This is a genomic window from Flavobacterium sp. CG_23.5 (assembly GCF_017875765.1).
Lineage (GTDB): Bacteria > Bacteroidota > Bacteroidia > Flavobacteriales > Flavobacteriaceae > Flavobacterium.
The window spans coordinates 3,307,517-3,325,279 of the sequence record NZ_JAGGNA010000001.1 but is presented as its reverse complement, the minus strand read 5'-3'; the positions used below and the strand labels follow the sequence as shown (position 1 = coordinate 3,325,279).

The 17,763-nt window shown below is 33.8% G+C and carries 16 protein-coding genes; 8 read left to right on the top strand and 8 right to left on the bottom strand.

From position 1 onward, the window contains the following. Nucleotides 1–1,199 precede the first annotated feature (1,199 nt). The 4 genes from H4V97_RS14280 to H4V97_RS14265 all read left to right on the top strand — a co-directional run bounded on the left by H4V97_RS14280 (nt 1,200) and on the right by H4V97_RS14265 (nt 5,292). Nucleotides 1,200–1,778 carry a non-canonical purine NTP diphosphatase gene (locus H4V97_RS14280; protein ID WP_209550055.1) on the top strand — a complete coding sequence of 193 codons (579 nt, stop codon included), beginning with the start codon at nt 1,200–1,202 and terminating at the stop codon, nt 1,776–1,778. Nucleotides 1,779–1,982: 204 nt separating this feature from the next. Beyond that, entirely contained in the window at nt 1,983–3,965 is a 1,983-nt protein-coding gene (locus H4V97_RS14275; RefSeq protein WP_209550054.1) for a DEAD/DEAH box helicase, read from the top strand. An 87-nt stretch (nt 3,966–4,052) separates the two neighbouring features. After that, nucleotides 4,053–4,820: a carboxypeptidase-like regulatory domain-containing protein gene (locus H4V97_RS14270; protein ID WP_196849047.1), complete on the top strand. Its 768-nt coding sequence runs from the start codon at nt 4,053–4,055 to the stop codon at nt 4,818–4,820. A gap of 133 nt (nt 4,821–4,953) precedes the next feature. After that, nucleotides 4,954–5,292 carry a DHCW motif cupin fold protein gene (locus H4V97_RS14265; RefSeq protein WP_209550053.1) on the top strand — a complete coding sequence of 113 codons (339 nt, stop codon included), beginning with the start codon at nt 4,954–4,956 and terminating at the stop codon, nt 5,290–5,292. 271 nt (nt 5,293–5,563) lie between these two features. On the opposite strand, the gene H4V97_RS14260 is transcribed toward H4V97_RS14265, so the two are convergent. Further along, on the bottom strand, nt 5,564–7,024 hold the full coding sequence (locus H4V97_RS14260; RefSeq protein WP_209550052.1) for an aminoacyl-histidine dipeptidase: 1,461 nt from the start codon (nt 7,022–7,024) through the stop codon (nt 5,564–5,566). A 110-nt stretch (nt 7,025–7,134) separates the two neighbouring features. Between H4V97_RS14260 and H4V97_RS14255 the strand changes: the two genes are divergently transcribed. Then, nucleotides 7,135–8,196 carry a DUF3810 domain-containing protein gene (locus H4V97_RS14255; protein ID WP_209550051.1) on the top strand — a complete coding sequence of 354 codons (1,062 nt, stop codon included), beginning with the start codon at nt 7,135–7,137 and terminating at the stop codon, nt 8,194–8,196. A gap of 106 nt (nt 8,197–8,302) precedes the next feature. Here H4V97_RS14255 and H4V97_RS14250 read toward each other — a convergent pair whose 3' ends face one another. Together H4V97_RS14250 and H4V97_RS14245 are read right to left on the bottom strand one after the other, a co-directional pair. Beyond that, entirely contained in the window at nt 8,303–9,523 is a 1,221-nt protein-coding gene (locus H4V97_RS14250) for a 3-oxoacyl-[acyl-carrier-protein] synthase III C-terminal domain-containing protein (RefSeq protein WP_209550050.1), read from the bottom strand. A gap of 239 nt (nt 9,524–9,762) precedes the next feature. After that, a complete protein-coding gene (locus H4V97_RS14245) occupies nt 9,763–11,067 on the bottom strand; it encodes an NAD(P)/FAD-dependent oxidoreductase (RefSeq protein WP_209550049.1) in 1,305 nt (434 codons plus the stop codon). A gap of 286 nt (nt 11,068–11,353) precedes the next feature. Between H4V97_RS14245 and H4V97_RS14240 the strand changes: the two genes are divergently transcribed. Together H4V97_RS14240 and H4V97_RS14235 are read left to right on the top strand one after the other, a co-directional pair. Beyond that, a complete protein-coding gene (locus H4V97_RS14240) occupies nt 11,354–11,857 on the top strand; it encodes an RNA polymerase sigma factor (RefSeq protein ID WP_196849041.1) in 504 nt (167 codons plus the stop codon). Continuing rightward, on the top strand, nt 11,854–12,486 hold the full coding sequence (locus H4V97_RS14235; RefSeq protein ID WP_196849040.1) for a hypothetical protein: 633 nt from the start codon (nt 11,854–11,856) through the stop codon (nt 12,484–12,486). Before H4V97_RS14240 ends, H4V97_RS14235 begins: the two co-directional genes overlap by 4 nt. Nucleotides 12,487–12,543: 57 nt before the next feature. On the opposite strand, the gene H4V97_RS14230 is transcribed toward H4V97_RS14235, so the two are convergent. Together H4V97_RS14230 and H4V97_RS14225 are read right to left on the bottom strand one after the other, a co-directional pair. Continuing rightward, complete coding sequence (locus tag H4V97_RS14230; RefSeq protein WP_196849039.1) at nt 12,544–13,353, bottom strand: lysophospholipid acyltransferase family protein; 810 nt, start codon at nt 13,351–13,353, stop codon at nt 12,544–12,546. Nucleotides 13,354–13,444: 91 nt separating this feature from the next. After that, the gene (locus tag H4V97_RS14225; RefSeq protein WP_196849038.1) at nt 13,445–14,089 is read right to left on the bottom strand and encodes an NUDIX hydrolase; all 645 of its coding nucleotides are present in this window, start codon (nt 14,087–14,089) and stop codon (nt 13,445–13,447) included. A gap of 90 nt (nt 14,090–14,179) precedes the next feature. On the opposite strand from H4V97_RS14225, the gene H4V97_RS14220 reads away from it, so the two are divergent. Continuing rightward, a complete protein-coding gene (locus H4V97_RS14220; protein ID WP_196849037.1) occupies nt 14,180–14,614 on the top strand; it encodes a DUF4268 domain-containing protein in 435 nt (144 codons plus the stop codon). 79 nt (nt 14,615–14,693) lie between these two features. Here H4V97_RS14220 and H4V97_RS14215 read toward each other — a convergent pair whose 3' ends face one another. Genes H4V97_RS14215 through H4V97_RS14205 form a run of 3 tightly spaced genes read right to left on the bottom strand, consistent with a single transcriptional unit; the run spans nt 14,694 to nt 17,691 of the window. After that, complete coding sequence (locus H4V97_RS14215; RefSeq protein WP_196849036.1) at nt 14,694–15,104, bottom strand: hypothetical protein; 411 nt, start codon at nt 15,102–15,104, stop codon at nt 14,694–14,696. Then, nucleotides 15,097–16,059, bottom strand: a complete 963-nt coding sequence (locus H4V97_RS14210) for an NAD(P)H-dependent flavin oxidoreductase (RefSeq protein ID WP_196849035.1) — start codon at nt 16,057–16,059, stop codon at nt 15,097–15,099. The genes H4V97_RS14215 and H4V97_RS14210 overlap by 8 nt, the downstream gene beginning before the upstream one ends. Before the next feature lie 15 nt (nt 16,060–16,074). Next, nucleotides 16,075–17,691, bottom strand: a complete 1,617-nt coding sequence (locus H4V97_RS14205; protein WP_196849034.1) for a S8 family peptidase — start codon at nt 17,689–17,691, stop codon at nt 16,075–16,077. Nucleotides 17,692–17,763: the final 72 nt, after the last annotated feature.

Genomic DNA, 17,763 nt, shown 5'->3' with positions numbered 1-17,763 from the left:
CTTTAAATTACAAATTACTTTATGTTTTTAAAATCTATTAGAATGTTGGTAGCCGATGTAATTTTTAAAAAATTAGAACGACAGAAGTTGATGAAAATCGTATTAGAAAATTATTAGTTGAAATCTATTTTTTAACTAATGTGCATAAAAAAAGGAGGTCTTTTGAAGGACCTCCGATTGTAGATTCTGATTTACCATTATCAACTCTACCTTTCAGTATCGTTTATTATTTGAAAAACCTTCTCTTTGCAGATGGGATTAAATCAAGTGATGAATCAAAACAACACTCAAAGATACAATAACATTTAGTTTAAATTACTGATAAATAATTATTTAACTTTAATTTAACATGTTGATTTTCAATATTTTAAGTTGTTTATTTTTTTAAATTGTTTTCGCTGCTGAGAACTATATTGTGGTGAAATTTACAAAATTCAAAATTCCCAAAAGGTTTGTTTCAAAAACTATATAAGTGTCCATCTGAAAATTTATAATTTAAGATAATCGCATAAAAAAAGGAGGTCTTTTGAAGGACCTCCGATTGTAGATTCTGATTTATCATTATCAACTCTACCTTTCAGTATCGTTTATTATTTGAAAAATCTTCTCTTTGCAGATGGAATTAAATCAAGTGATGAATCAAAACAACACTCAAAGATACAATAATACTTAGTTTAATTTACTGATAAATAATTATTTAACCTTATTTTAACGTATTGATTTTCAATATTTTAAATTATTTATTTTTTAAATTGTTTTCGCTACTGAGAGCTATATTTTGGTAAAACTTACAAAATTAAAAATTATCAAAAGGTTTATTTCAAAAATTATATAAGTGTTCAGACGAAAATTAATATTTTAAAATAAGAGCATAAAAAAAGGAGGTCATTTAAAGGACCTCCCATTGTAGATTCTGATTTACCATTATCAACTTTACTTCTCAGTATCGCTTATTATCTGAATACGCTTCTATTGTACAGAAGACCGCACCCAAGTGATGAATCAAAACCACACTCAAAGATACAATAAATTAACATTCAACTACCTGACATTTAATTTTTTAACTCTCATTTAACGTATTGATTTATACGTAGTAACAACATATTCACTTTCAATACCACTCAAGTTAATCGCTATCCATTCCTTACAAAATACCTAAAAAAATGTATCTTTGAAGATTCAAATTCAAAACCAAAAAAATGCAGCTTGTCTTCGCTTCCAATAACAAAAATAAAATCCTGGAAATTCAAAGTATACTTCCTGAAACAATCAAAATTCTAAGCTTGGAAGATATTGGTTGCTTAGAAGAAATTCCAGAAACTTCCGATACGATTGAAGGGAATGCCATCTTAAAAGCTAATTATGTAACCAGCAAGTATGGTTACGATTGTTTTGCCGATGATACTGGACTTGAAGTCGCGATTTTAAATGGCGAACCAGGCGTTTACTCGGCGAGATATGCAGGGGAACAACGCAGTTCCGATGACAACATGAACAAAGTACTGGAAGCCCTATCCGATAAAAACAATAGAAATGCACAGTTTAAAACGGTGATTGCATTGAATATGAATGGCAAACAAGTGTTATTCACCGGTATTGCTGAAGGCGAAATCACTTTAGAAAAAACAGGAAACAATGGTTTTGGTTACGATCCTATCTTTCAACCTTTTGGTTATAAAGAAACTTTCGCTGAATTGTCATTGGAAATAAAAAATGAAATCAGTCATAGAGGAAAAGCGACACAACAACTAATCACCTTTTTAACAAAGACTACTTAATTTTTGATTTCATTCAATTTTAGCAACAAAAAGTTGAGGTGAGAATCCAAATTTAATCTAAATTTCCTTAATTGCAAACCCAAAATTTCAAAGCAATTCTATAACTTTCTGACAGTCAAATGGTAATAAATCATTAAATCTTAAAATAGCATTAGTTTATATCGATTATTAACAGTAATTTTGCACCCTATTTTAAAAATACATATGAATAAATTTGAACAATTAGGATTGAGTGAATCGTTACTGAAGGCGATTTTAGATCTAGGATTTGAAAATCCGACCGAAGTACAGGAGAAAGCGATTCCCCTATTATTGGAAAAAGACACAGATATGGTTGCGTTGGCTCAGACAGGGACAGGGAAAACGGCAGCATTTGGATTTCCAGTTATTCAGAAAATTGATGCCAACAACAGAAATACACAAGCATTAATTTTATCTCCAACACGCGAACTTTGTTTGCAGATTACCAACGAAATTAAAAACTACTCTAAATACGAAAAAGGTATTAATGTGGTAGCAGTTTACGGTGGAGCTAGCATAACAGAACAAGCGAGAGACATAAAGAGAGGCGCACAAATTATTGTAGCAACTCCAGGAAGAATGCAAGACATGATTAATAGAGGTTTGGTAAACATCTCTCAAATCAACTATTGTATTCTTGACGAAGCTGACGAAATGTTGAACATGGGTTTCTACGAAGATATCGTAAACATCCTTTCTACTACGCCAGACGACAAAAACACATGGTTATTCTCTGCAACAATGCCTGCTGAAGTAGCACGTATTGGAAAACAATTCATGAAAGATCCAATCGAAATTACGGTTGGAGCTAAAAATTCAGGTTCAGCTACGGTTTCTCACGAATTTTACCTTGTAAATGCGCGTGACCGTTACGAAGCTTTGAAACGTTTAGCTGATGCTAATCCAGACATTTTCTCAGTAGTTTTTTGTCGTACCAAAAGAGATACGCAAGCTGTTGCTGAAAAATTGGTTGAAGATGGATACAGCGCTGCTGCATTGCACGGAGATTTATCTCAAGCGCAACGTGATGGCGTTATGAAATCTTTTAGAGGTCGCCAAATCCAAATGCTTGTAGCTACTGATGTTGCTGCACGTGGAATTGACGTGGATAATATTACTCACGTAGTAAATTATCAATTACCTGACGAAATCGAAACCTACAATCACCGTTCAGGTCGTACTGGTCGTGCTGGTAAATTAGGAACTTCTATCGTAATTGTTACTAAAAGTGAATTGCGTAAGATTTCTTCTATTGAAAGAATCATCAAACAAAAATTCGAAGAAAAAACAATCCCTTCTGGAATTGAAATCTGCGAAATCCAATTGTTACACTTAGCTAATAAAATTAAAGATGTAGAAGTTGATCACGAAATTGACAACTATCTTCCTGCAATTAACAGCGTTCTTGAAGATCTTTCGAAAGAAGAATTAATCAAGAAAATGGTATCGGTTGAATTTAACCGTTTTATCAATTACTACAAGAAAACTAGAGATCTTTCTAATCAAGCTTCAGGTTCTGAAAGACGTGAGCGTGATGATAGAGATGGTGCTCCAAGAGAAAATAACAATGGTGGTGCAACAAGATATTTCGTGAACATAGGTTCTAGAGACAACTTTGATTGGATGTCATTGAAAGATTACTTGAAAGAAACATTAGACTTAGGTCGTGATGACGTTTTCAAAGTTGATGTAAAAGAAGGTTTCTCTTTCTTTAACACTGATCCGGAACATACTGATAAAGTAATGGAAGTATTGAACAACGTACAATTAGAAGGACGTAGAATCAATGTTGAAATTTCTAAAAATGATGGTGGCGGAAGACGTGACCATAACGGAAGAAGTTCTGGTGGTGGTTTTGGCGGAGGTCGCTCTGGTGGCGAAAGAAGCTCAGCACCAAGAAGAGAAGGTAGTTTTGCACCAAGAAGAGAAGGTTCTGGCGGTGGTGGTTTCAGAAGCGATAGAGGTTCAGCTCCAAGAGAAGGTGGCTTTGGTGGAAGAAGTAGTTCTGCACCAAGAGAAGGTGGATTTGGAGGAAGAAGTTCAGCTCCTAGAGAAGGTGGTTTTTCTGACAGAGCACCAAGAAACGAAGGTAGTTCTGATAGAGCACCAAGACGTTCTGAAGGCTTTGGTGATTCACCAAGACCAAGAAGACCAAGAAAAGACTAACAATCATTGTTAATTTTCTTATAATTATAATAGGAAACTACAAAATATTCAATCGCCTTTATTACTTTTAAAGTTTTAAATGAGTTTATGAAATATTTTGTAGTTTTCTTTTTTTTAGTACTTTCCACAGCTGCTATCGCACAAGATATACAGCCCTCTCAAAAGGTTAATGGTATTATTATTAACAACAATACGAGACAACCTTTGTCTAATGTAAATATCATTAACATTAATAAAGTAAGAGGGGCTACAACGGATTCGAGAGGATATTTCGAAATTGATGTTCAGCCAAACGACACACTACATTTTACCATTCTAGGATTCCAATCTTTAAGAGTCCGAGTTACTAACGACTGGATAAAAAACAAAAGCACCAAAATTCAACTTACTGAAAAAGCCATTGCGTTGGAAGAAGTAATCATAAGACCTTTTAATTTAACTGGATATCTTGAAGTTGATTCAAAATTAATCCCTACTAAAGAGAATTACCGTTATAGCATTTCGGGTTTAACCCAAGGTTATGAAGCGGGAGAATATTCACCAAATGCCTTTGGAAGAGTATTGGGCTCCATTTTTAATCCTGCAGATATGCTTTATAATTTCTTTGGTAAAAATCCAAAAGAACTCAAAAAGCTAAAAGAAATGAAGAAGGACGATACCGTGCGAAATCTGTTAGAATCTAAATTCGACAGAGAAACCATATCAGTACTTCTTGGAGTTGATAAAAATGAATTAGCCGAAATTCTACAACGATGCAATTATTCTGAATCGTTTATACAGACAGCAAATGATTTACAAATTATGGATGCCATTAGCGGTTGCTATGAAGAATATAAAATTCTAAAGAAGAAATAAAAAAAAGTAAAAACCATATTCCAAATTCCAAAAATAGGATTCCTCAATTGCGAAAGCAACTGGGGATTTTTTGTATAAAAAAAATTACTTAAATTTGAATTGCAGTAAGGACTCCAATTAATCTAAAAACATCATGAGTAACATACCTTTCCAAGCCATTGACTGGGACAAAATAGAAAGAACGGAACATAAAGGCGAAACAGGAACGGCTTTTTGGCAAACGATCCAATTAGGCGGACTTAGAATTCGAAAAGTTATTTATTCTGCAGGTTATTTAGCAGATCATTGGTGCCAAAAAGGCCATATTGTACATTGCCTCGAAGGTGATTTCATCAGCGAAATGGTGAACGGAGAACACGTTCAACTTTCCAAAGGAATGACTTACGTTGTTTCAGATGATTTAAGTTCTCATCGGTCTATAGCAGCTAATGGAGTTGAATTGTTAATCATCGACGGGGATTTTTTGAAATAATATTAAAATAAATCAAAATATTATATACATTTACTTACACCAAAATTAAAAACAAAATTTAAATCAAATATCATGGCAAAAAGTCAAGACGCAAAGAAAACGGCAAAGAAAGAGCCTTTAAAAACGGCTAAAGAAAAGAAAGAAGAAAAAAGAGACAAGAAAAACACTCCAAAAAGAGACTAATTTTTTAAAAATTTTCAGTCACAGTCTCAGTTTTCAGTTACCCTTACTATCACAAGTAGAACTGAAAACTGCGACTGAAAATTGAATACTATTTCACTGGAATATTGGCTAAAATTTCCAATACAAATTTCCAGAATTTCTGAGAAGAAGAAACACTTGCTCTTTCATCAGGAGAATGCGCTCCATGGATAGTTGGTCCAAAAGAAATCATATCCATTTCAGGATAATTAGTTCCCAGAATTCCACATTCTAATCCTGCGTGACAAGCCACAACTTTAGGCTTTTCAACATTCTGTTTTTCGTAAATACCCACTAAAACATCTAAAATTTCCGATTTCACATTTGGCGTCCAGCCAGGATAAGAACCTGATAGTTCTACCTCACAACCCACTAATTCAAAAGCGGAACGCAATGAATTGGCCAAATCAAATTTGGAAGTTTCTACAGAAGAACGAGTTAGACAACCAACAGAAATTTCACCCTCTTTGATAATTACTCGAGCAATATTATTTGAAGTTTCCACTAAGTCTTCCATATTAGCACTCATGCGATACACTCCATTATGAGCAGCATAAATAGCTCTTATGATTCCTTCCTGAACTCCTAAATCCATCACTTTTTTCGGTAAATCGCATTTCACGATTTCGATAGTCAAGTTTGGTTCAGTCGTTTTATATTCTGCTTTGATATCACTGATGATTTCCTGCATATCAAAAATATAGGCTTCATCAAACATTTCAGAAATAATTACTTTGGCAAAGCTTTCTCTAGGAATCGCGTTACGCAAACTCCCTCCATTGATTTCTGACACTTGCAAACCGAAGTTTTCGAATGCGTCAAATAACAAACGATTCATGATTTTATTGGCATTACCCAAACCTTTATGAATATCCATTCCTGAATGCCCGCCTTTTAATCCTTTTACGGTAATAAGATGCCCCACAGAACCATCTGGAACTTCTTCTTCGCGATAACTTCTTGTAGCCGTTACATCAATTCCTCCTGCACAACCAATGTCGATTTCATCGTCTTCTTCAGTATCTAAATTCAAAAGAATTTGTCCTTGTAAAATCCCTCCTTTTAAATTCAAAGCTCCTGTCATTCCAGTTTCTTCATCAATGGTAAACAAAGCTTCAATTGCTGAATGCGGAATATCTTTGCTTTCCAGAATTGCCATAATCGTGGCTACTCCAAGACCGTTATCTGCACCTAGCGTAGTTCCTCTAGCACGAACCCAGTCTCCATCGACATACATGTCAATTCCCTGTGTGTCAAAATCAAAAACGGTATCGGCATTTTTTTGATGTACCATATCCAAATGTCCTTGAAGAACAATCGCTTTACGATTTTCCATTCCCGGAGTAGCCGGTTTGCGTATAATTACGTTACGGATTTCGTCTTCAAAAGTTTCCAATCCCAGACTGTTTCCGAAGTTTTTCATAAACTCAATCACACGTTCCTCTTTTTTAGAAGGACGTGGTACAGCATTTAAATCAGCAAACTTATTCCAAAGTGCTTTGGGTTCTAAATTTCTTATTTCTTGGCTCATTTATTTTAATTTGAAGTTTAAATTTTATCAAGTTCAAAGTTACAAAGTTTAAATTCTTTTTCAGTACTAATTGATATTGTAATTATCTTTACAATTCGAAAATACATACCGTGAAACGCAAATACATTCTTCCAATCTTTCTTTTGATACAAATAATTGTTCTTCAAATTATTCCCTATTATCCTGAAAATGTGGAACAATTTTACAGCAATGGATTGTATCCAATAATTAGTAAATCTTCACGAATTGCTTTTGGAAACATCCCCTTTTCTCTGGGTGATTTTATCTATTTCATTTTGATTTCATCTATGTTGCTCTGGTTTTGGAACAAAAGAAAAAACTGGAAGTCAGAATGGAAAAATAACACCCTAAGCTTATTAAGTTTTGTATCGGTATTTTATTTTTTCTTTCATTTGCTTTGGGCTTTTAATTATTATAGAGAACCGCTTTTTGAAAAAATGGAAATCAAAAAAGAGTATTCGGATGCTGATTTATTGAATTTTACCAAAAAATTAATCATAAAAACCAATACGATTCAAAGTCAGCTTACTAAAAATGACAGTTTGAAAGTTGTCTTCCCCTATTCTCAAGATCAGGTATTCGAAATGAATTTGAATGGTTATAAAAATCTGGCAGTCTTATATGATTATTTTAATTATTCCCATTTGAGCACTAAAAAATCATTGTTTAGTCTGCCTTTAACGTATATGGGTTTTAGCGGTTATTTGAATCCGTTTACCAATGAAGCACAGGTAAATTATTTGGGTCCAATGTACACTTTCCCAATGACCGCCAATCATGAAATGGCGCACCAAATGGGATATGCAAGTGAAAGTGAATGCAACTTTATTGGGTTTCTGGCTTCGGTAAAAAATGATAATTTATACGTTCAATATTCTGGTTATAGTTTGGCTTTACGCTATTGTTTAGGGAATTGGCAGGCTCGCAATGAAAAAATTCAAAAGCAACTATTAACAACTATTCATCCGGGAATTTTAAAAAACTACAAGGAAAGCACGGACTTTTGGAATGAGTACCAAACGCCAATCGAAACTGGTTTTCATGTTTTTTATGATAATTTCCTGAAAATGAATCAACAAAAAGATGGATTGGAGAGTTATAACAAATATGTGAATTTGATGGTGAATTATTACAAAAAAAATGAGTTATGAGTTTCAAATGTTTCCATTTTCAAAACTCATAACTCATTAATATTATTTAAACTGCTCGTCTATTTGAGAAGATTAATTTACTATTTCAAAGTGTTATTTAGAAAAATTATATTTTTTCAAGCAATAATCCGGTGGCCGTAAGACCTGGCCCAAAGGCCATTGCTACAATTTTAGTTCCTGAGGCGATGCTTGAATCATTAACAATTTCATTAAAGATATGTGGAACAGTAGCAGAAGACATGTTTCCCTGTTGGCGCAATATTTCATACGACCAACGTGCCTGATCTTTTGAAATTCCAACTGCATCCACTACATAATCAATAATTTTTGGTCCTCCGGGATGGATTGCAAAATGCATTTTGGATTTCTCCTCTTCCAGATCTACATCAACTTTAGCGCAAAGCGTTGTTAAAAAGGATTTGATGTTTTTACGAATAAAAACGGGAACCCTTTTAGAAAGCGTCATTAAAAAATTGTACTCTCCTATTTCCCAAGACATATCATCTAATGAATCCGGAATAATAACCTCATGTGAAGCTAAAATTCTGAGTCCTTTTTTATCTTCAATTGAATCATCATTCATGAAAGTATCTTCTTCATACAAAGAATATCCAATAAAACCATCTGCAAAAAGAGAGCAAATCATCGTGTTTGCCACAGAAAATTCGGTTAAATTTAAATGTGCCGATAATAACTCTGTATGAACTACATCTACTCTTCCATGATTTCTACTGCCGCTTATCAAGTGACTGGCAGTTCGTATAGCAGGAAAAGCCCCGTAGCACCCCATTTGGTAGGAATGAGTAACCTGAGTTGTTTCCCAGTCTCTATTTATTACGGCTTCTTGTGCAACACTTGGAGAAGAATAACCGGAGCATGTAACATGAACCAGGTTTTCAGGAGCAGAGTTTGTTGTTGAATAAAATTCATCAAAAACATATCCCATTTTTTCTTTAAACCATTGCATGCGGATTCCAATTTTAGGTCCAAACAAATCGCCTTTCCCAGATACTAAACTAGCCGGAAATTGATATTCAGAAGGTAAAGTTTCATCCATTTCATTTTCAATAAAATGTTCTACCTCTTCAAAAATTAAAATTTGTCTTTTATTAATATTTTCAGAAGGTACCGAATATTTATCAACCTGGTCTGAGATAACCTCAAAACTATTTGATTCTTCAAAAATTTCATCTTCTCCTGAAGCAACTAAACTTGGTTTAGTTTGAAAATGATGGTATAAAAACTTTGTATATTGGTTAAGTTTTTGTTGATCGATTAATTTCCCTACCAAAATAGGCTTGAAATTAGAAATAATAATGCTTTTCATTAATTTTGAAACTTTGTGTGAATTCCACAAACTTAAGGCATAACACTATTTATAAAAACAAGCCAAGTAAAAATAAAAAACATAAAAAACTCAACATCCTTATTATCAAGCATTTACAAAACTTATAGTTTTGTTAAAATATTGTAAATCAGCATATTGTAAGAATGGTATCACACTTGTTTAGAAGCTGATTATCAGCTATGTAAGAATGTAATTACATCACTAATAAAGCCAATTTTCTATACTTCATCACTCGTAAACGTAGTAAAACTTTTCTTTTTGAAAGGTCTGATAATCAAACGTCCTTCACGGTCAAAACGAATATAATTGTATACCCAATTTAAAAATACAACTGCTCTATTTTTGAATCCAATCAAAGAGAATAAATGCACAAACATCCACACGAACCACGCAAAAACGCCACTGAAATGGTATTTTGGCAAATCGACTACAGCTTTGTTTCTTCCTATTGTGGCCATTGAACCTTTGTCATTGTATTCAAAAGCTTCCATTGGTTGTTTTCTAATTAATTTTATGATGTTTTCGCCCAGTAATTTCCCTTGCTGCATGGCGGGCTGAGCCATCATGGGATGTCCTTCAGGATAGTTTTCGGTTTCCATGGAAGCGATGTCGCCTACGGCAAAAATGTTGTCGTATCCTATCACTTGGCTGTATTCATTTACTCGAATGCGTTCTACTCTTTGCACCAAAGATTTAGCATCTAGTCCGGCAACTATTGCTCCTTGTACACCTGCAGTCCAAATCACGGTTGCGGTTTCAAATGTCAAATCAGAATTGGTGATAATTGTTCGTCCATCATAATTTGTTACGCGAACATTTTTCCAGATTTTCACTCCCAAACTGTGAAGAAATTTTTCGGCGGCAATTGAAGATTTTTCACTCATTGTGTTTAGTATTCTGTCTCCGCTTTGAATAAGATTGATTTCCATTTTATCAATATCCAAATCGGGGTAATCTTTTTGAAGGATGGCTTTTTTCATTTCGGCCAAAGCACCGGCAAGCTCTACTCCTGTTGGCCCACCACCTACAAGCACAAAATTAATAAGACTGTTACGTTCGGCCAAATCAGTGGTAAGAACGGCTTGTTCAAAATTTTCGAGAATTAAACTTCTTATATTAAGCGATTGCGGTATGGTTTTCATTCCCATACTGTTGCGTTCTATTTCTTTGTTACCAAAATAATTGGTCTTGGATCCTGTGGCAATGATCAGATAATCATAACTTAATTCGCCTATTTCGGCAATGACTTTTTGGTTTTTTGTGTCTATTTCTTCTACAGAAGTAAGTCGGAAGTAGAAATCATCGTATTCCTGAATGACTTTGCGGATTGGGTATGCTATTGAACCTGCTTCGAGTCCTCCGGTGGCAACTTGATATAATAAAGGTTGAAATGTATGGTAGTTGTGTTTATCTAAAAGTACAACTTGTACATTTTTATTTTTTAATTGTTTGGCCAAAGCAATGCCTGCAAAACCTCCACCTATAATAACTATTCTGGGATTTTTCGATTGTGGAACGTTCATGTTTAAAAAAGTTCTGATTTGTTGATTCTCAAAGATACAATGTTTTTTAATGTTGCATTTCATCAAATAGTATCGAAATTTTTGTTTTTTTTGGAAAAGGTTTTAAGAAAACTAAAAGTGCAAATTAGCCCCGATGGAAATGGAAATCCTTTATTTTTCTGATTTTTACAGAAAATAAAGATTGCAATGTACAGCGGGACGAATGTTTATTATGGATTGAAGAGTTTATGCTCCTAAAAATTATTAATATTGTAACAAAATCCACCTTTGGATTACTAACGTATATATGAGTGACAATCTAGAACAGTCTTTTGTTAAGCAATTGCAGGAAAATCAGAATATAATCCACAAAATTTGTAGGTTATATACTAATGGCGATGATGCACACAAAGATTTGTTTCAGGAAATCACGATTCAATTGTGGAAAGCTTTTCCGAAATTTAGAGGAGACAGCAAATTTTCTACTTGGGCCTATCGTGTGGCGTTGAACACGGCAATCACATTATATAGAAAAAGTAAGCGCTCAGTAGCCACTATTGAGTTTGAAGGACGGCAACATTTCTTGAATGATGTCGAGTATAATTATGAAGAAGAGGAACAAATAAAGCTGATGTACAAAGCGGTTTATCAGCTGAATGATATTGAAAAAGCACTGGTTTTTATGTATCTTGAGGATAAAGATTATCAGGAAATAGCCGAAACATTAGGGATTAGCGAAGTGAATGCGAGGGTGAAGATGAATAGAATAAAAGGGAAATTAAAAAAAATATTAAATCCATTAGGAATATGAAAGAGCTGGATTTATTGAAAAAAGATTGGCAAAAGAACACGGATTCTTTTGAACAGGTTTCGGAAATTGAAATTTACAAAATGATCCATAAAAAATCGTCTTCGATAGTGAAGTGGATCTTAATTATTAGTGTTTTGGAGGTTTTATTGTGGACGTGTTTGAATTTTTGTTTTGACTCCGACGGATATTTAAAGCAAATTAAACAGCCTGAAATAATAACATTTATTGATGTCTTGAACTATTTTAATTATGGAGTTGTACTGGTTTTTATTCGTGTATTTTATAAAAACTATATCAATATTAGTACTACTGTTTCTACAAAACAATTAATGCAGGACATCCTAAAAACTAGGAAAACTGTTCAATATTATGTGTGGTACAATCTGGGGATGATTATAGTATATTGTATTATCGCATTTACAATTGCTTTTGTTTTTAATCCTGAAATGAGTGTTCTGAGAGACAAAATAGCAAATGACGGGCAAATAATGCTCATTACAGCGGGAGTTTTATTATTCACTATTGCTGTGTTTTTTGGTATATTTTGGCTTTTTTACAGATTGCTGTATGGCATTCTACTTAGAAGATTGTATGCAAATTATAAAGAATTAAAGAAGATAGATCTTTAAGTGGAAAGTAATTAATTGAACTATTGTTGATTTTTCCTCTTATGACTTTTCTCTAAATTAATATTCCCAACGACGGGTTTTATTTAGTTCTTCCGCTTCTTTTATTATTTCTGCAGGAATTACTTTTAGAAATGATGGATGTTGCTCGATGGCATATTCTACTTTTTCGACAATTTCATCAATGGTATCATTATCATAATCAATATCCAATGGTTCCTTGATAATAAAGGACTGAAGAATTCCTTTCTTTTTCATGCGTAATCCTTTTTTGTCGAAAGAACGACGAAAGCCGTCAATAACGATGGGGACAACTATAGGTCTTTGTTGCATAATGATGTGAGCTGTTCCTTTACGAACAGGCTTGAATGACTTAGTGGTTCCTTGCGGAAAAGTGATGACCCATCCGTCCTTTAACGCTATTCCAATTTTTTGAGTATCATCTGGGTTGATATTCTTCTTTTCTGTTACGTCCTCGCCTTTCGCTCGCCAAGTTCTCTCCACAGAAATTGCTCCTGCATAAGCCATGATTCGGGGCAATAAACCTGCTTGCATAGTCTCTTTGGCAGCAACATAATAGATATTCAATTTTGGTTGCCACATATAGCACACATTTTTGATAGTATCATCGCGCCCATTCAAACTGGCATTGAAAACGTGAAACATTGCCACAACATCGGCAAAATAGGTTTGGTGATTGGATACAAAAAGAACATTCGTATCTGGTAAATTTCTAATTATTTCAGAACCTTCAATTTGTAATTCATTGAAACCTCTATAACGTCTATGCGTAATTACTCCAAAAATTCGGATTAACCATTTTTTAATAAATAGTATGTGACCAAAAGGATTTCTCTTAAATAATCCCATAAAAATATGTATTTTTTATATTTATTTGGCGAATCTACGAAATTTATATTTGTAGTTCATTATCAATTTCATTCGTAAAATAAGATCATTTTCAGCTTTCTAAAACACCTTTCACAACATCTTTCAACTCACTTAACATCATTGCTGTAGCTCCCCAAACAATGTGTTCTTCAATTTTAAAAGCAGGAACACTAATTTCGTTAGCATACGAAGTAGTCATTTTCGCATCAGTGAGAATTGCGTCACTCAAAAAAACCATCAAAGGAAGTTCAATTATATTTGCGACTTCAGTAGGATCTGGTACAAAAATAATTTCTTGTTTGCAAATCCCTAAAAAAGGATGGACCATAAAATCACTTGGTGGGATATACATGGGTGTAAATGTCTTAATAATTTCCATATTATCTGGATGAACTCCCACTTCCTCATGCGTTTCCCTCAAAGCTGTATTCTCAAAAATTTCATCTTTAGACTCATATTTACCTCCGGGAAATGCAATCTGGGCAGAATGTACACCTTTATAGGAATTTCGGACAATAAGGACCAAATGCGTTTTTCCGTTTTTGGGATAAAGCAGCATCATAACGGCAGCAATTTTTGGTTTTTTGCTTTCAATATCAAAATTTTTCAAACTTTCGATTCTTTCTAACGGTGCCATTTTGATATGCGAAACCTGAGCAGGAAGTTCTGCTGTCATTAATTTAGGAACATATTCTAAAAACTCTTGAAAATCCATAATCAAAGTCTATTTTTGCACTTTAAAACATATATAAATATAGTTTAGAAATTAACGCAATGCAAATTTTCTAAATTAAAAGCCAATAAAATGTATAGTAAAGAAGAAACTCAAAAATTAAAGCGAGAATTCTGGGTCACATTCGCCGATAAATATCCTAGAAAATGGGTGCTTTATGATACAAAAATCAAAGATTTCTCCTTTAAATTTTATGTGGACAATAAAAAAGCACAAGTATTAATTGATATTGAGCATCGCAATGATGAAAAACGTATTGCTTATTTTGATAAAATAACAGCACTGAAAAACATCCTTGAAGAAGAATTTGTCAAAGATTTAGTATTTGAAAAAGAATATACTCTTGAAAACGGCAAAACTATTAGCCGAATTTGGGTTGAAAAATTAGGAGTAGGTGTTAGCAATCGAAAATACTGGGATGAAATCTTTGATTTTTACAACGAGAAAATGAATGCTTTAGAGTTATTCTATTTAGAATATGATGAATTTATTAAGGATATTGATTAGCAGTCACAACTTAAAAACTAATTATTTTCTTTCGAATTGTCATTAAAAAAAGTCATTCTTAGTGACTTTTTTCACATAATTACATATTGAAAATATTATAAACTATAATTCTATTATCATAATTCACATATAGCTGCTTTCTATTATCTTGCTTCTTTCTCGTGATAATAGACAGCGTGCAGTCCTCTCCATTATTATCTTTGCAAGTAAACGAATAAACTATATCTGTATCATTTTCTTCTGTTGGTTGATAATCTATAATTTCAAACAATTGAATGATTTGAGAATAGATTACAATTCTGTTTTTATTAGTGTCCAATGATACCAAAATATTGACCAAATCTAAATCAGACCATTTTCCCCACTTGCCTTTTTCGTTTTTTTGCAAAACACTAAAACCTGATGTTTTAAATTTATAATTTTGACCATACGACTGCTGCAAGCCTAAACCTAAAAAAAGCAAAATAATATATATTTTTGTTTTAGTCATTGTGTAAAAAATTAAAATCAAATTTAGTAACCTCTTTTCTGGCGTTTTGAAAGTCAGTTATCATTTCTAAAAGGATTTCTGCCGCAGGCTTAATTTCGTGAATTAATCCCGCAACTTGACCAATCTCCAACTCCCCTTCGATTAAATCGCCTTCAAACATCCCACGTTTAGCTCTTGCTCTGCCTAATAATTCCGTTAACTCTTCTTTTGTTGGACATGTCTCATACAAATCTTCAAGGTCCTGGTAAAACTTATTTTTTATCAATCGGACAGGAGCCAATTCTTTCAAGGTCAACTGCGTATCCCCTTCTTTGACATCGATGATAGTCTTCTTGAAATTTTCGTGTGCTGACGATTCCAGCGAAGCTGCAAATCTACTCCCTACCTGAACGCCGTCGGCACCTAAAACCATTGCCGCAAGCATTCCGCGACCAGTAGCAATACCTCCGGCAGCAATCAGCGGAATTTTGATATGTTCTTTTACCATGGGAATCAAGGTAAAAGTAGTAGTTTCGTCCCTTCCGTTGTGTCCTCCCGCTTCAAATCCTTCGGCAACAATAGCATCAACTCCAGCTGCTTCTGCTTTTAAAGCAAATACCGAACTACTGACCACATGAACAACTATTATACCATTTTCTTTTAAATAGGAAGTCCAAGTTTTTGGATTTCCAGCCGATGTAAAAACTATTTTCACTCCTTCATCGACTATAATTTTCATTATTTCTTCAACATTTGGATATAACATTGGAACATTAACACCAAAAGGTTTTTGCGTTGCTTTTTTGCATTTTTGAATATGTTCTCGTAAAACTTCGGGATACATAGAACCCGCACCTATTATTCCTAAACCACCCGCATTACTTACTGCACTCGCTAATTTATAACCACTATTCCAAATCATTCCAGCTTGAATAATAGGATATTGAATATTGAAGAGCTCTGTAATTCTATTCATCTGCTTTATTGTAGATTATTGCTTTATGATTTTTCCGGTTTTAGAAAAAATACCCGATTCTAATTTGTAAACGTATATTCCGTTGTCAAGAAATTTCAACGAAATATTCGATGTTTGACTTGTAATATTGTTTTCTAATATTTTTTGACCTAAAATAGTGTAAATAAAAATTGATCCTTTGTCATAGCCTTCTGGCAAAAAAACAGATATCGAATCATTTACTGGATTTGGATACACTATAAAATCATTTTTTGAAAAAGTATTTAAGGACAGTGCATTGGTCAAAGCCAAACTAAAATCCGGAATACCAAAACCATATTGATTGTTTGGCGTTGCGAATCTATCTGCTGATTTAATTATTAATTCTCTGATTTCTTTATTTGTTTTGAGTGGAAATGCCTGCCATAAACAAGCAACCATTCCTGACATAATTGGACTAGAAAATGAAGTCCCGTTTGCGGTCACTATATTTCCAAATTGATCAGACACAATATCAGATTGTCCTTGTGCCATAACATCCGGTTTTATTCTATTATCAAATGAAGGACCAATTGAGCTAAATGACGCTACTGATTTTGCTGAATTTACTGCTCCAACCGCAATTACGGAAACCGCATCGGCCGGCACTGCAATATGTGGATCTAATGAGTTTCCTGAGTTACCAGCTGCCGTCACTATAATCATCCCCCGACTAAACGCAATTTCGGCCCCACGAGACATGAAAGTTGTTGTACCATTCATTTCACTATAAGTATGACTGTACGCTTTGTTATCGTAATCAAAATAGCCCAACGAAGTATTTATGATATCCACTCCTAAACTATCTGATTTCTCTGCAGCTTCAACCCAAAGCGATTCCTCAATTGGATTTTCAGAAGTATCATCTTCGGTGATAAATAAATAGTAGGAAGCATCAGGCGCCGTGCCAACTAATGAATTATCTTTATAACCGCCCATAGTGGAAAGCACTGATGTTCCATGGGAATCGCCTCCATAAAAATCAGGATTTCTCAACACAAAATTATAACCTCCCAAAATTTGGTTGTTATCTCTTAATCTTTGAAAAGGCTGAGCTGTATTTACTCCTGGAAAACCGGCATCTAAAACTGCTATTATTTTACCTGAACCCGTGTAATTCTGTTGGTGCAATTTTTGTCCGTTGAGCATCTGAATTTGATTTGCCGAGGTTCCATAAGCATAATCAATTTTAGTTTTTGTACTCTTGCTTGTCTTTCTAATTCTTACCGCCTTTGCAATTTTACCAGCAACATTCAGCGATTTATCAGCAAAATCTATTTTATTGACGAAGGAAAATGTTTTTAGCGAATTTATCAATGCTTGTGTGCCTCGAACATGAATCGCGTTCAGCCATTTTGATTTGGCTAAAACAGAAACTCCCACAACGGATTTTACTTGGTTAATATAAGATTTCTCAACAGGAATATCTTTAGAATCTAAAGCAATATTTTGATTGGTCCTTCTATCCAAAGCTCGCTGTGAAAGCATTTGCAAAGGCGAGTCAAAATAAATTTGAGAATTCGGTTTTGAATTAAAGTAAACCCAAGCATCTTGTTCTTGAGAAAAAACAGTCGCTGTGGTAAATATCAAAAGAAATATATAGAGTTTTTTCATAGTTAATCTGTTATGGCTTCATAAAAAAAACAGTGAATAATCGAATTTGTGATTTTATTTCATTTAAGATAA